11 protein-coding genes are annotated in these 16,182 nt (G+C 47.3%); all 11 read left to right on the plus strand.

Going from position 1 to position 16,182, the window contains the following annotated elements:
• Positions 1–83: 83 nt before the first annotated feature.
• Positions 84–1,148: a pilus assembly protein PilM gene (locus OLMES_RS03840; RefSeq protein WP_087460039.1), complete on the plus strand. Its 1,065-nt coding sequence runs from the start codon at positions 84–86 to the stop codon at positions 1,146–1,148.
• 1 nt (position 1,149) lies between these two features.
• Entirely contained in the window at positions 1,150–1,719 is a 570-nt protein-coding gene (locus OLMES_RS03845) for a PilN domain-containing protein (protein ID WP_087460040.1), read from the plus strand.
• Positions 1,716–2,330: a type IV pilus inner membrane component PilO gene (locus OLMES_RS03850; RefSeq protein ID WP_087460041.1), complete on the plus strand. Its 615-nt coding sequence runs from the start codon at positions 1,716–1,718 to the stop codon at positions 2,328–2,330. The genes OLMES_RS03845 and OLMES_RS03850 overlap by 4 nt, the downstream gene beginning before the upstream one ends.
• Positions 2,331–2,335: 5 nt before the next feature.
• Positions 2,336–2,884, plus strand: a complete 549-nt coding sequence (locus OLMES_RS03855; protein ID WP_087460042.1) for a pilus assembly protein PilP — start codon at positions 2,336–2,338, stop codon at positions 2,882–2,884.
• Between the two features lie 13 nt (positions 2,885–2,897).
• Entirely contained in the window at positions 2,898–5,060 is a 2,163-nt protein-coding gene (gene pilQ, locus OLMES_RS03860; protein ID WP_232465254.1) for a type IV pilus secretin PilQ, read from the plus strand.
• Between the two features lie 188 nt (positions 5,061–5,248).
• Positions 5,249–5,791 carry a shikimate kinase AroK gene (gene aroK / locus OLMES_RS03865; protein ID WP_087460043.1) on the plus strand — a complete coding sequence of 181 codons (543 nt, stop codon included), beginning with the start codon at positions 5,249–5,251 and terminating at the stop codon, positions 5,789–5,791.
• Between the two features lie 80 nt (positions 5,792–5,871).
• The gene (aroB, locus tag OLMES_RS03870; RefSeq protein ID WP_087460044.1) at positions 5,872–6,954 is read left to right on the plus strand and encodes a 3-dehydroquinate synthase; all 1,083 of its coding nucleotides are present in this window, start codon (positions 5,872–5,874) and stop codon (positions 6,952–6,954) included.
• A 48-nt stretch (positions 6,955–7,002) separates the two neighbouring features.
• Entirely contained in the window at positions 7,003–8,736 is a 1,734-nt protein-coding gene (locus OLMES_RS03875; protein WP_198343209.1) for an AAA family ATPase, read from the plus strand.
• Positions 8,737–9,112: 376 nt separating this feature from the next.
• Entirely contained in the window at positions 9,113–13,555 is a 4,443-nt protein-coding gene (gltB, locus tag OLMES_RS03885; RefSeq protein WP_087460047.1) for a glutamate synthase large subunit, read from the plus strand.
• A 38-nt stretch (positions 13,556–13,593) separates the two neighbouring features.
• Positions 13,594–15,012, plus strand: a complete 1,419-nt coding sequence (locus OLMES_RS03890; RefSeq protein ID WP_087460048.1) for an FAD-dependent oxidoreductase — start codon at positions 13,594–13,596, stop codon at positions 15,010–15,012.
• 86 nt (positions 15,013–15,098) lie between these two features.
• On the plus strand, positions 15,099–16,172 hold the full coding sequence (gene hemE / locus OLMES_RS03895) for a uroporphyrinogen decarboxylase (RefSeq protein WP_087460049.1): 1,074 nt from the start codon (positions 15,099–15,101) through the stop codon (positions 16,170–16,172).
• Positions 16,173–16,182: the final 10 nt, after the last annotated feature.

Here is a 16,182-nt window from a genome sequence, read left to right on the forward strand (position 1 = left end):
ACATAAGTTAAAAGAACTGGTTCACAGTGTAATATCGCTGCAGATGAGTTACTTAGCCGTAAACTTACGTACAGGGTCTCCGTGTGTTTGGTTTATTTGGAAGCAAAAACTCAGTCCTATTGGGAATTGATATCAGCTCCACGTCCGTGAAGTTATTGGAGCTCAGTAAAAGCGGTGGTCGTTGCAAAGTCGAAAGTTACGCCGTTGAACCCCTCCCGCCTAACGCTGTTGTCGAGAAAAATATCAGCGATATCGAACTTGTAGGTGAGGCTATCAGAAAAGTGGTGGCGAAAGCCAGGACTAATAATAAGTTTTCTGCTGTCGCTGTTGCAGGGTCTGCCGTAATTACGAAAACAATCCAGATGGCCGGTGGATTGAATGATCAGGAGATGGAAAGCCAGATATCTGTCGAAGCGGATCAATATATCCCTTACCCACTCGACGAAGTAGCAATTGATTTCGAAGTTCAGGGTGAGTCGGATCAGAATCCCGAGCAGGTTGATGTTTTGCTGGCGGCGTGTCGGCGTGAGAATGTTGAGTTGCGAGAGGACGCCTTGGAAATAGCCGGGTTGACGACTCGCATTGTCGATGTGGAAGCTTATGCGATGGAGCGGGCTTTTGGTTTGATCGAGCCTCATCTGGATGCGGGGGCGGAGGAGCAAACGGTTGCCATCGTCGATATCGGGGCAACAATGACAACGCTGAGCGTGTTGGTCGATGGTCAAACGATTTATACGCGCGAGCAATTGTTTGGCGGCAAGCAACTGACAGAAGAAATTCAACGCCGTTATGGTCTGTCTCAGGAAGAGGCTGGACTGGCTAAAAAACAAGGCGGGCTGCCTGACGACTATGAAGACGAAGTCTTGCAACCCTTTAAAGAAGCTGTTGTTCAACAGGTTGCTCGATCGCTTCAGTTCTTTTTCTCCTCCAGTCAGTATAACGAAGTCGATTATGTGATTTTGGCCGGAGGGACTGCATCCATCTCGGGAATTGCTGAACTAGTTCAGGAGAAAGTTGCGACGCCGACTCTCGTCGCCAACCCTTTTGCTGACATGGCATTGAGTTCGAAAGTTAATGCTTCTGCGTTAAGCAACGACGCACCTTCTTTGATGATCGCTTGTGGGTTGGCAATGAGGAGTTTTGATTGATATGGCTAGGATAAATTTAAGGCCCTGGCGTGAAGAACTCCGGGCCGAACGTCAACGGCAGTTTGTTAGCGTCTTGGCTGTGGTTTTCATTATCGCTGGAGGTTTGGCATTTGGTTGGACAAGCTTTGTGGATGGACAGATTGAATATCAAAAATCCCGAAATGTGTACATACAATCCGCAACCAAAGCGCTAGATGCGAAGATAAAAGAGATCAATGAGCTGAAAAAGAAGAAGGCTGAGTTGCTTGCAAGGATGAAAGTTATTCAGGATTTGCAGGGAAAGCGGCCGGTTATCGTTCGGGTGTTTGATGAGCTGGTAAAAACGCTCCCAGATGGTGTTTATTTTACTTCTTTGTCTAAAGTTGGAGACCGACTCTCCATCAAAGGTGTCGCAGAGTCCAACAACAGAGTTTCTGCATTAATGCGATCCTTGGACGGGTCGAATTGGTTTGCGAATCCAAATTTAAACCGAGTGGCCGCGATGAAGGATCGTCAGGATAGTAATCAGTTTGAGTTGAGTGTCGCTCAGGTTACACCTGATGAGGAAGATGAGGGAGGTAAGAAAAAATGAGTTTGGCCGATTCTCTAGAGGGGTTGAAGGGGTTCGATATAAATGACCTGGATTTTAATAATGCAGGTTCTTGGCCTTTTCTGATCAAAGTTATTGTCTTCGTTTTGGTTTTTGTTTTGGTGATCGGTGGTTCTTACTATTTTCTCGTTCAAGATCAGTATGAGCAGCTAGACAGAGTGGAGATCGAGGAGTCAGAACTGAGGACAGAGTATGAGAAGAAGGCATTCAAGGCCGCTAATTTGGATGCTTACCGAAAACAAATGGCTGAAATGGAGGCGTCTTTCGGTGCTCTGTTGAAGCAACTCCCGACGGATACAGAGGTTCCTGGGTTGCTTGAGGATATTACAAATACTGGTGTGGGGAGTGGCCTCGAGATTAAGGCAATAGATCTTCAGGCTGAAAAGAAAAGGGAGTTTTATGTTGAGTTACCCATCAAAATCGAGTTACAGGGCACCTATCACGATTTGGCCTCCTTTGTTAGTGGTGTTGCTGGACTTCCGAGAATAGTGACATTGCATGATTTATCCATCGAACCACCAAAAACGTCGAACGGTGAGGTGCTGAATATGTCGATTGTAGCCAAAACGTACCGATATAAGTCGGGAGGGTGAATAGGATGGTGAGACATGAACTAGCCATTGTATTGCCACTGGTAATGTTGGCGTTACAGGGGTGCAGTGCAGGGCGGGGCTTTTCAGATATTGATCAATTTATGGCTGAGATGCAATCGAAACCCAGAGGGAAGATCGAACAACTCCCTGTGTTTGAAGCATATGAGGCATTTACATATAGTGCAGCTAATCGCAGAGCTCCTTTCAGTGTTCCGGTCGATATCCAGCTGTTGGAAAGGCAGTTGCAGGAAAATTCAACTGTCACGCCTGATCTGGATCGGCCAAAAGAATTGCTGGAGAATTATGCGATTGCTTCTCTCAAGCTGGTCGGAACCCTGAAGCGCGCTGATAGTGGTCCTTTGTTCGCGTTAATTCAGGATGATGAGGGGGGGATTCATCGTGTGCAAGAGGGCCAGTACATGGGGAAAAATCACGGCAGGGTGATACGGGTAGATGATGCTGGTATGCAGTTGGTCGAGATTGTCCCTAATGGTCGTGGAGGCTGGCTTGAGAGGCCGCGCACCTTGGCTCTGATTGAGTCTGGTGAGGGGTAAGGGGGTAAAATTTATGAGATTGATACTAAACAACTATCTGCAATATGGGCTGGTGTCTAAAATGTTTTTTAATGCTAAAAATGCAGTGTGGACGAGCTTGATAGCAGTTTTATTTTTTCCTTTGAGCGTGGTTGGTGCGACATTAAATGATGTCAGCTTTGCATCACTGCCGGGAGATAAAACTGAAATCAGGTTTTCATTCGATCAAACGCCTCCTATGCCTAAAGGATACACTATCGAAAGGCCTGCCCGAATTGCTCTCGATATTCCGGATGTATCGAGCGCACTGAAGAGCAAGTATCATAATCTGGGAGTCGGAAATGCACAAAGTCTAACCGTTATAGAGGCAAAGGACAGGGTGCGGGTTATTATAAACTTGGTCGAGTTAGTGCCTTATTCGTCCGTTAGGCACGGCAATGAACTTGTTGTTGTTGTTGGGTCTGGTAGTTTAATGTCTCCGTCTTCGGGAGAGCATGCGGAGGGGGCATCCTCGGTATCGGGTCAGCAGCCCGGGGTATTTGTCAGTACGTCTGCGGTTGCTCAAGCCAATCAGGAGCCTGCCCTCGAAAGTATAGATTTCAAGCGGGGTGAGAAAGGGGATGGCCAGGTTGTCTTGTCTTTGAATACGGCCAGTGTTGATGTGGATATGTCGGAACAAGCAGGAAATATCCGTCTCGAATTCAAAGGTGTAGCGTTGCCAGCGGAATTGAAAAGGCGCTTTGATGTGACTGACTTCGCCACGGCAGTTACGCGAATTGATGCGCTGAGTGAAGAGGGAAATGCAGTGATTTTGATCCGTCCTGAGGGAAATTATGATTTTCTGGCTTATCAAGCAGACAATCAGTTCACAGTCAGTGTCGAAGCCCTGACATCTGAAGAGGTGGAGCAGCGCAGGAAAGAGAAATTCCCTTACTCCGGTGAAAAATTATCATTGAATTTTCAAGATATTGATGTTCGAGCAGTGCTGCAGTTAATAGCTGACTTTACAGGTTTGAATCTCGTTGCAAGCGATACTGTTTCTGGAAAAATTACCCTTAGACTGCAAAATGTACCGTGGGATCAAGCCCTGGAATTGGTTTTGAAAACCAAAGGATTAGACAAGCGTAAAGTTGGCAACGTGCTATTGGTGGCGCCGGCTGCTGAAATTGCTGCCCGTGAGAAGCTTGAGTTGGAAACGTCCAAGCAGGTCAAAGAGTTGGCACCAGTTCGTTTGGAAATTGTTCAGGTGAACTACGCTAAAGCTGCAGACATTGTAAGGTTACTACGTGCGGATAAGGAGTTGATTTCTGATCGAGGATTTATTTCTTCAGACACTCGAACCAATAGTGTGAGTGTTCGAGAAACCTCTGACAAACTAGATCAAATTCGCAGATTGGTTGCAAAGTGGGATGTGCCCGTGCGACAGGTGTTAATAGAAGCTCGAATTGTAAGAGCTCGTAGCAACCTCACTCAAGACTTGGGGATTCAATGGGGTGGGGGGTATTTGACACAAAAAGGAGACAGCCTTTATCGTGTTGGTGGGTCGTCTTCAACATTGTCGGAGTTGACAGAAGTTGCTGCCGGCAATTCTAATACAATTACGTTTCCAGATGCATTGGCAGTTGATTTGGGGGTTACCCGGGTAAATACGTCTTCAATTGCATTGGGGTATGGCAATGACAATATGCTCATTGATATGGAGCTTTCAGCGTTCGAAACGGATGGGAAGGGAGAGATAGTCGCACAGCCAAAAATAGTAACTGCTGATCGAAAAAAGGCCATAATAAAATCGGGTGAACAAATCCCATATCAGGAGGCGTCTTCCAGTGGTGCTACTTCAGTATCGTTCAAAGAGGCCGCATTATCTCTGGAGGTGACTCCCCAAATTACACCTGATGATAAAATTATTATGGATCTAAAGATTAATCAGGATGCTCGGGGGGAGGTAACCGGCGGAATTCCGAGCATTGATACGAATGAGATTGAAACGCAAGTACTGGTTGGTAATGGTGAAACGATAGTCTTGGGAGGTATATTTCAGGCGGAAACCTCAACAACGGTGACAAAAACACCGTTTTTAGGTGATCTCCCATATATTGGTTCCTTGTTTAAGAAAACGGAAGAGATTGATGAGCGCGGAGAATTGTTGATTTTTATTACCCCCAAGTTGTTGAAAGGTGGGTTGACAGATCAGTAGCTTAGAGGAATTCGAACTCAAGGCATTGTCAAATGTCTTGAGTTGTACACACTAGCAAACCTACAAAGAGTGGATATTCAAGCCGCCCATGAATTTCATGGGCGGCTTTTTTGTCTGTCTTCCTCTGCACGATCTCAAGAAAACTATGCTATGCTCTCGCGCTTACGTATCTGATATTGCACTTTATTATGTTTCTTAAAAAAAAGCTGAATAAAAGCCCCGATAAAAATGTTGTATTAGTTGGCCCTATGGGGGCTGGTAAAACCACAATCGGGAAGCTATTGGCGAAAGAATTGGGGTTTCAGTTTACAGATTCCGATAAGGTAATCGAGCAGCGTTGTGGGGCAGACATACCCTGGATATTTGACGTCGAGGGGGAAGCTGGATTTAGAGGTCGGGAAAAGGCCGTTATCCAGGAGCTTGGGGAGCAGTCCGGCTTGGTGATTGCGACCGGTGGCGGGGCCGTTTTGGATCCGGATAACCAATTAAATCTGAAAGAGAAAGGTATTGTTGTGTACCTGAAAACTTCAGTGGCGCAGCAGTATGAGCGGACTTTTCGGGACAAAAACAGGCCATTGTTGCAGACGGATAATCCTTTGGCGGTTTTATCTGCGCTATTTGAAAAGCGTGATCCGATATACTCGCATCTTGCGGATATCGTTGTTAAAACGGATAAAAAGAATCCCAAGTCAGTTGTTAAATATATCGTGAGTAAATTGGCTCAGCTGTGAGCGTTAATTGAAAGATAGAAGTGGTTTTCAGAAGTAGAAATTAAGTCATTGTTTTAGGTTGCTGGTAAGGGAAATGTGAGATGAGAACGCTACAGGTTGATCTGGGGGATAGAAGTTACCCTATTCATATTGGATCCGGAATTTTGCATGACGCGAAGTTATTCACCCCCCATATTCAGGGGGAAGTGATGATTGTCACAAATGAGACTGTAGCGCCTTTATATTTGGAGCCGTTGAAGGCGACACTGGCTGGGCTTCGTGTAAACCAAGTAATCTTGCCAGATGGTGAGGCGTATAAAAACCTGGATACCATCAATGAAATATTCTCCCAATTATTGACCTGTCGCCACAGTAGAAGAACCACGCTTGTGGCTCTTGGTGGGGGGGTGATTGGAGACATGACCGGGTTTGCGGCTGCCTGTTACCAGCGTGGTGTAGACTTTATTCAGGTGCCCACGACGTTGCTGTCTCAGGTTGACTCATCTGTGGGTGGAAAAACCGGAGTCAATCATCCTGCGGGGAAAAATATGATTGGTGCATTTCATCAGCCGAATGTGGTCGTGATTGACACCGATACGTTAAAAACATTACCTGAACGAGAGCTTTCAGCAGGTATTGCTGAAGTGATCAAATATGGATTAATTCGTGACACCGCATTTTTGTCCTGGCTCGATGGCAATGTCGAAGATCTGTTGAAGCTTGATGAGAGTGCTATTAGTTACGCCATAGAGAAATCCTGTCAATGTAAAGCTGAAATTGTAGGGCTGGATGAGAAAGAGGCGGGTATTCGCGCCATACTGAATTTAGGGCATACATTTGGTCATGCAATCGAATCTCATTGTGGCTACGGAAACTGGTTACACGGTGAGGCTGTTGGTGCCGGGATGATCATGGCAGCCGCAATGTCGCGCCGTTTGGGGTGGTTGGATCAGGCGCAATTTGATATGGTCAAATCGCTGATACTGAGAGCTAAATTGCCGGGATCAGGGCCTGCAGGTATGTCGGTGGAGAGCTATCGACTGAAAATGGCAGTTGACAAGAAAAACATCGATGGATTGATTCGTTTGGTGTTGTTAAAGGGGCTTGGCGAGGCTGATATGGTATCAGACTACCCCCCTACAGCTCTGGATCAAACCCTGATTGAATGCACGCCTTCCTCCTGAAAATGATATCTTCCTAGCATTAGGCCCTGCTTGCGAATGGAGGCGATTTTGTCGGAAAGCCTGAGTGAGAACCTACAAAGCCGTTATCGATTAAGGGCCGACCCATTTTCTTTGCTTTCTGGATTTTATTACTCAACGCCTGCACATGAGTCTTGTGTTAACGCATTGGTTCATTTTGCTCATTTTGGCAATATGGTCCTTATGGTCACTGGCGAGCGGGGTATTGGTAAGTCTACTCTATTGCAGCGATTCAGGTTGGATGTAGGTGAAGCATTACGAATGTGTGTGCTTGATTCTGCGTTAATGATGGGGGAGGCTCAGTTAGTCGATAGACTGCTGTCGATGGTTGATCTCAAAGATGAGGATTTTCTAGCGGTAGGGGCTTCGGAAACGCCAGAAGATCGCCTGGATATATTTTTTGCTGCATGTAAAAGACGCATGTTATTTGAGCCAAGATTGCTCATTTTGGTTGATGATGCCCATGACCTCTCTGAAGAGGCATTTCGATTATTGTTGTCTCGCGCGCTCGCAAATCCACCGGAGGAGTCGGGGGTAGTTCTGCTGTTCTCTGCTTTGCCCGAATTGACAGCATTGGCAAATCGTGTGCAGTCTTCGTCCCCGGTTGAAGCGCTAATTCATCAGGTTGAATTGTTGCCATTTAACAAGGCTGAGTCGATTGAATATGTTCGAAGCCGTATGATTATGGCGGGCGCTCAGAAGGATCTAAAGTTCTCAAGTGGTTTGTCGGATCAATTATTTTTGCTCGGCAAAGGTAACCCGAGACGGATAGCACAAATTGCTGCTGGTGTATTGTTGGGCGATGCAGACAAAAGTGTATCCCGTAATCGAGTTCAGATGTTGCTCGATATTACCGGATACCGATATTTTTATCATACTCTGGTTACGGTAGGAGCAGTTCTTGCATTCTCAATTGCGCTGGTGCAATCGATGTATTCAGAATCCCCTGGAACAGGTATAAAGCCTGATGGATCAGGTGCTGAGTATGAAGGGGAGTCCCTAAGTGGGAAAGAAGCGGTTCTTGAAATTCAAAAAAGGCTTGAGAAAATTGAATCCTCTGTTTCAGGCAGTCGACAGGAAAAGTCTAATCTTGAGGTGAAAGCAGAAGTGCTGGATGGAGGAGGTCTTCCAATTGTGCCTGTGCAGGCCGTTGCTTCTTCAATTTCCTCTACATCTACAGAAGGTAACAATGCTGGCTCTCCTGAGATATCATCGAGTCAGGGGGCTGACATTGAGGGTGCTTCGGGGAAATCTGGGCCCGCAAAGGCTGCTCCCGTTATTGCGAAGGTTCAGTCTGATAAATTGCTCAAGCAGAATACTGTGTCCGATCTAGATGATATGTCCGGTCTAGATGATAAGCCTAGCCAGGAAAGTAGGCCGAAGAAAGAAAGCGCATTGAGGCAAGATAATGGTGCACAGAAAATGGTGAATGCACCTCCTAGTCGCGAAAGAAAATCAGACCCCGCGGTTGAGGGGCGCTCCCAGTACTACCGAGGGGATGGCTGGGTCAAAGAGCTGCCTGAGCAGGGTTACATCGTGCAATTGTTAGGAAGTTATAATGAGGCCACTGCAATAAAGTTTGTGACGCAATATAATGCGTTGCAGTTCGTGTACATTGAAAGTTCACTAAAGGGGAAGCCTTGGTTTATCGTTTTGACCGAAGGTTTTGCAAATCGGTCAGATGCGCGTGATGCGGTAAGTAAGATGCCAGCCGCTATTGTCAAACAAAAGCCCTGGATACGTAAAGTCTCTGCGATTCGGTAACAGTAGGTGTTGTGCCCTGATCAGGGCATTCTGGTCTATTCAAGTATTCTGTTTAGAAACGTTCGTATTTTGGTTGCGATCTGGAGCAAAGTGCACCAGAATTTGAGCAAAAAATGCACTATCTCTGTGTTGGTCACCAATATTTATCCAGTTGTTGTAAATGGGCTTTGCTGTGTGTATGTTATTGTATTATATGGATTAAAAAGTTTTATTTTAACATTGTTGGTAGCTTTTAGTGCAAAGTTTCGCCGACAAAGTTTGTGGCGGAGGCCATCGTTGTGTAAAATATCCGGCCCTTATTTTGCTGGTCAGGTGCTTTTATTTTAGCGCAGCAGCTTAAGTGCCTGATACTTATAGAAAATTTGAGAGAAGACTTATGAAAACAGGTTTGTATCGTCCGGGTGAGTTTAGGGATAACTGTGGATTCGGCCTGATCGCTCATATGGAGGGAGAGGCGAGTCACAACTTATTGCAAACGGCAATCGAGTCGCTTACATGCATGACTCACCGTGGTGGTATTGCCGCTGACGGTAAGACCGGCGACGGCTGTGGCTTGCTTATTCAAAAGCCAGATACATTCCTGAGAAAAGTTGCTAAAGACCTGTTCCAGGCTGACTTGGGAGAGCGATACGGTGTTGGTATGACATTTCTGAACACCGACGCTAAAAAAGCAGACGCGGCGAGAGCGAGTATGACTCATGCTCTCACAGCGGAAGGTTTGAACGTTGTCGGCTGGCGCGAAGTGCCTATGGATACCTCTTGTCTGGGGCGTATGGCCTTGGACTGTTTGCCAAAAATTGAACAGGTTTTCGTGACGGGAGCGCAGCTCACCGAACGGGAGTTCGGTATCAAGCTCTTTTTGGCTCGCCGTAATGCTGAAATCAGTCTGGCTGGTGATGACGAGTTTTATATTTGTAGTCTTTCCGAGAAAGTGCTGTCATACAAAGGCTTGATGATGCCGAAAGATCTGCCAAATTTCTATCTGGATCTGGGTGATCCTGAATTGGAAACGGCGATCTGTGTATTCCATCAGCGTTTTTCAACGAACACTATGCCTCGCTGGCCTCTGGCTCAACCTTTCCGGTTGCTGGCTCACAATGGCGAAATTAATACCATTGAAGGGAACCGAAACTGGGCTCAAGCACGAGCGTCTAAGTTCAAGAGCGCCGAGTTACCCGATCTTCAAGCTATTCAGCCGTTGGTTAATCGCACGGGTTCAGACTCTTCCAGTATGGACAATATGCTGGAGGTGTTACTCGCGGGTGGTGTCGATTTGTTCCGAGCCGTTCGGATGATGATTCCGCCTGCATGGCAGAATGTAGATACCATGGATCCAGACCTGCGTGCATTTTATGAGTACAACTCCATGCACATGGAGCCATGGGATGGTCCGGCGGGTGTGGTTCTTTCCGATGGTCGTTATGCTTGTTGTTTGCTTGACCGCAATGGTTTGCGTCCAGCCCGTTGGGTTATCACCAAAAATGGTTTTATTACGCTGGCTTCCGAAATCGGCACATACAGCTATCAGCCGGAAGATGTCGTAGCGAAAGGAAGAGTCGGCCCCGGCCAGATCCTGGTCGTGGATACTGCGACAGGTAAGGTCATGCATACGGATGAAGTCGACAGTATCCTTAAAAATGCGCAGCCCTATAAGCAGTGGTTGCGTGATAACGCGATTCGAATTGAAGCGACCTTGAACAAGGCAACGCCTGAGTTCCAGTTAATGGAACGTGAAGAGTTGAATGTTCACATGAAAATGTTCCAGGTTTCATTTGAAGAGCGTGACCAGGTGCTGAGACCGCTTGCGGAAACGGGTCAGGAAGCTGTCGGTTCCATGGGGGATGATACTCCAATGGCTGTTTTGTCCTCGCGAGTTCGCTCGGTAGCAGATTACTTCAGACAGAAGTTTGCGCAGGTTACCAATCCACCCATAGATCCATTGCGTGAAAGTATCGTAATGTCGCTGGAAACCTGTATCGGTGTGGAGCGTAATGTTTTCGAAGAGACTGCGGAGCATGCTAAGCGCATCATTTTGAGTACTCCAGTGCTGTCTCCAGCTAAATTCATGAAGCTGACGCGACAGGAAAATTTTGATGTCGAGACAATCGCCCTGAGCTTTGCTCCCGAGCTTGGATTGAAAGCTGCGATTGAAGGTGTCTGCGAGCAGGCCGAAAAGGCCGCTCAAAACGGCAAGGTTATCCTCGTTTTGAGTGATAAGCAGCTGGAAGAAGGCCGATTGCCAATCAACGCATTTATGGCGACTGCGGCGGTGCACCATCATTTGGTGGAAAAAGGGCTTCGTTGTGATTCCAATATTGTTGTTGAGACAGGTTATGCCCGAGACCCTCATCACTTTGCTGTATTGTTCGGCTTCGGTGCTACGGCGGTTTACCCTTATCTCGCTTATCAAGCGCTTAATGATTTGATCCGCACGGGTGAAATGACTATGGATCCCATCGATGCGAAGAATAATTATCGCAAAGGGATCAATAAAGGGCTGTTGAAAATTTTGTCCAAAATGGGCATTTCAACCATTGCCTCTTACCGAGGTGCACAATTGTTTGAAGCGATTGGTATTGCGGAAGAAGTTGTTGATCTGTGTTTCCGAGGGGTGGCCAGCCGAATTCAGGGGGCCGGCTTCTACGATTTTCAAACTGATCAACAATTGTTGGCAAAACAGGCTTGGAAGAAGCGTGAGTCGATCCAACAAGGCGGACTGCTGAAGTTCGTCCACGGTTCAGAATACCATGCATACAACCCGGATGTAGTCAGAACGATTCAACAAGCGGTCAAGTCCGGTGAGTATGGAACATATAAAGAGTATGCTGCGTTAGTTAACGAGCGTCCGGTTACAACGTTGCGAGACTTGTTCCAGTTGTCGAAGAATGTGACACCGATTGATCTCGCGAAAGTTGAGCCAGTAGAAAATATTTTTCCGCGTTTTGATTCTGCAGCAATGTCTTTAGGGGCGCTGTCTCCTGAAGCTCATGAAGCACTGGCGATCGCCATGAACCGTTTAGGTGGGCGTTCAAATTCCGGAGAAGGTGGTGAAGATCCGGCCCGTTACGGTACTGAACGTCGTTCCAAGATTAAACAGGTTGCCTCTGGGCGTTTTGGTGTAACGCCTCATTATCTCAGTAGTGCAGATGTTATTCAGATCAAGGTGGCGCAAGGCGCCAAGCCCGGAGAAGGTGGTCAATTGCCTGGCGGCAAAGTTAACGATCTGATCGCTCGTTTGCGTTACTCCGTGCCGGGTGTGACATTGATTTCGCCGCCACCACATCATGATATTTACTCCATTGAGGATTTGGCCCAATTAATCTATGACTTGAAACAGGTGAATCCTGGCGCTCTCGTGTCTGTTAAGCTGGTGTCTGAACCTGGCGTCGGTACCATTGCAGCGGGTGTTGCCAAGGCCTATGCCGACTTGATCACGATTTCAGGTTACGATGGCGGTACTGCGGCAAGTCCTCTGACTTCAATCAAGTATGCTGGTTCACCCTGGGAATTAGGTCTGAGCGAGGCGCATCAAACACTTCGTGGCAATGAGCTGCGGGGCTCAGTGCGCTTACAAACGGATGGTGGTTTGAAAACTGGCCTGGATGTTGTTAAAGCAGCGATATTAGGGGCTGAAAGCTTTGGCTTTGGAACCATGCCGATGGTCGCACTTGGCTGTAAGTACCTTAGAATTTGTCATTTGAACAACTGTGCAACAGGTGTCGCAACGCAAAATGATTACCTGCGTGACAAGCATTTTATTGGCACCGTCGAGATGGTCATGAACTTCTTCAAGTTTGTTGCTGAGGAAACCCGGGAATGGATGGCCAAACTGGGCGTCAGCAGAATGGAAGATCTTGTGGGGCGGACCGATTTGCTTGAATTATTGCCGGGTAATACTGAGCGTCAGCGCAAACTGGATTTGTCACCGATTTTGTCTGATGCAGGTGTTCCTGAAGATAAACCTCATACCTGTCAGGTCGAGCGTAATTATCCTTACGACAAAGGAGAGCTGGCAGAAAAAATGGTTGCTGCTGCCTTGTCGGCCATTGATGGAAAAACGGGGGGGAGCTTCGATTTCTCTGTAACCAACTGTGATCGTTCCATCGGTGCACGTTTGTCTGGTGAAATCGCTAAACGACATGGTAACCAGGGGATGGCGGATGCCCCGATCAAGTTTAATTTGACTGGAACAGCAGGACAAAGTTTCGGCGTTTGGAATGCGGGCGGTCTGGACATGAGTCTGGAAGGCGATGCCAATGATTACGTCGGAAAGGGTATGACCGGTGGTAAGTTGACCATACGACCGCCAAAGTGCTCCTCTTTTGCTTCTCAGGATACCGCAATAGTCGGTAATACCTGTCTTTATGGCGCAACAGGTGGTAAGTTGTTCGCGGCTGGCCGGGCGGGTGAGCGATTTGGCGTTCGTAACTCCGGAGTGCATGCCGTGGTTGAGGGAGTTGGCGATCACTGCTGTGAATATATGACGGGTGGTCTGATTACTGTTCTGGGTAATACCGGTTACAACTTCGGTGCCGGTATGACTGGCGGTTTTGCTTACGTGCTTGATCTGGAAAATACGTTTGTAGATAAATACAACCACGAATTGGTTGAAATTCACAGAATATCCAGTGAACCCATGGAAGCGTACCGCAATCATTTGAGATCTGTGATTGAAGAGCATGTGACTGAAACCGGAAGTGAGTGGGGTCAGCAGATCCTGGATAACTTTGATGATTACACAGGGCGTTTCTGGCTGGTAAAGCCGAAGGCTGCAAGTCTTGGGAGCTTGTTGGACAGTACGCGAGCTCGTCCAGAGTAAACAACGGGCTGAAAGGTTAAGACAGAGGTTAAAGAGCGATGAAAGAAAGATTGAAAAATGACTTTCAGTTCGTTGATGTTGGCAGAAAGGATCCAAATAAGCTGGCGGCGAGCACACGGAAGCACCAGTTTGTTGAAATCTATGAAAATTTTGGTGAAACAGAGGCCGCTTCCCAGTCTCATCGGTGCCTGGAATGTGGAAATCCTTATTGTGAGTGGAAGTGTCCGGTACACAACTTTATTCCAAACTGGTTAAAGCTGGTCTCTGAAGGTAACGTCCTGGCTGCTGCCGAGCTTAGTCATCAGACTAACAGTTTACCGGAAGTCTGTGGCCGGGTTTGCCCACAAGATCGTTTGTGTGAAGGTGCCTGTACGCTGAATGACGGCTTTGGTGCTGTGACCATTGGTTCTGCTGAGAAGTATATTACCGATACCGCCCTGGCAATGGGTTGGCGCCCGGATATGTCCAAAGTGAAATGGACAGATAAAAAAGTTGCAGTAATTGGTGCTGGACCCGCTGGTCTAGCGTGTGCGGATGTTCTGGTTCGCAATGGTGTTAAGCCCGTGGTTTATGACCGCTATCCTGAAATTGGTGGGCTTTTGACCTTCGGAATTCCGGAGTTCAAACTGGAAAAATCCGTCATGACCCGTCGACGTGAAGTTTTCGAAGGTATGGGCATTGAATTCCGGCTCAATTGTGAAATCGGCAAGGATGTTTCAATCGAGACTTTGCTGCAAGAATACGATGCTGTCTTCATGGGCATGGGAACCTATAACTATATGAAAGGTGGTTTTCCCGGCGAAGAATTACCCGGAGTATATGATGCGTTACCGTATCTAATCTCAAATGTAAATCGACGTTTGGATTATGAGAAAAATCCTGAAGATTTCATTGATATGAAAGGCCAGCGAGTTGTGGTTCTGGGTGGTGGTGACACCGCAATGGATTGCAACCGGACTGCGATTCGTCAGCAGGCGAAATCAGTTACCTGTGCTTACCGTCGTGATGAAGCCAACATGCCTGGTTCAAGAAAAGAAGTGGAAAACGCCAAAGAAGAAGGTGTTAAATTCCTGTTCAATCGGCAGCCTGTAGCCATTATTGGTGAAGATAAAGTCGAGGGCGTCAAAGTTGTACAGACAACGCTGGGTGAGCCAGATGAAAATGGCCGTCGTCGCCCTGAAGTTATCCCCGGTAGTGAAGAGGTTCTGCCAGCGGATGCGGTGCTGATTGCATTTGGTTTCCGACCCTCGCCTGCCGAGTGGTTTGATGAGCAGAAAATCGAGATCGATAATGGCGGTCGGGTAATTGCCCGTGAAGAACAGAGCTATCCATTTCAGACTGGCAACCCGAAGATCTTTGCCGGTGGTGACATGGTTCGAGGTTCAGATCTGGTTGTGACCGCAATTGCTGAAGGACGTAAAGCAGCGGATGGCATACTAGACTATCTCGAAGTCTGATCGACAATATGATAAGAAAGGCACGGTTGGTCCCGTGCCTTTTTTGTTTCTGGTTATTTGTATTTCGGCTTAAGAGTATTTGATTGATGACTGATTTAAAAAATGATCGTTTTTTACGAGCGTTGTTAAAAGAGCCTGTTGATGTGACGCCTGTTTGGATGATGCGCCAAGCCGGTCGTTACTTGCCTGAATATAGAGCCTCCAGAGCCAATGCGGGCGATTTCCTGAGCCTTTGCAAGAATCCTGAATTTGCCTGTGAAGTAACACTTCAACCTTTGGAACGTTTTCCTTTGGATGCTGCAATTCTCTTTTCCGATATTTTGACGATTCCGGATGCGATGGGATTGGGGCTTTACTTTGAAACAGGAGAAGGACCACGCTTTAAAAAAACAGTTCGTACTTATGCTGAAGCGGATGCATTACCCATACCCGATGTGACCTCGGATCTGGATTATGTGATGAATGCGGTCAAAACCATCCGAGCTGCTCTTTCAGGTCGGGTTCCACTCATTGGATTTTCGGGAAGTCCCTGGACATTGGCAACCTACATGGTTGAAGGTGGGTCGAGCAAAGACTTTCGACAGATCAAGCGTATGATATTCTCCGAGCCAGAAACGGCCCACGTATTGTTGGCCAAGTTGGCGGATACGGTTACGGCGTATTTGAATGCCCAGATCGCTGCAGGTGCGCAAGCTGTGCAAATCTTTGATACCTGGGGTGGCGTATTGAGTCCGCAAGCTTACCAAGAATTTTCACTCAACTACATGCAGCGAATCGTCAGTGGTTTGACTCGTGAGCATGAGGGGCGACGAATCCCTGTTATTTTGTTTACCAAGAACGGTGGTCAATGGCTCGAGCGAATAGCTGCAGCAGGTGCTGATGCCGTAGGTTTGGACTGGACCACGGATATTGGCGATGCAAGGCAACGGATTGGAGACAAAGTGGCCTTGCAGGGAAATATGGATCCATCCATGTTATACGCATCGCCCGAGCGAATTCGTCAGGAAGTGGCCGATATACTTAAGCGATATGGACATGGATCCGGGCATGTTTTCAACCTGGGTCATGGTATTGCACTTGATGCGGATCCGGATCATGCCAAAGTCTTCATTGAAGCTGTGCATGAACTGAGTTCGGCATACCACCAAGACCCGGTGTAGTTGCGTTAAC

The sequence above is a fragment of the Oleiphilus messinensis genome (assembly GCF_002162375.1).
Taxonomy (GTDB): domain Bacteria; phylum Pseudomonadota; class Gammaproteobacteria; order Pseudomonadales; family Oleiphilaceae; genus Oleiphilus; species Oleiphilus messinensis.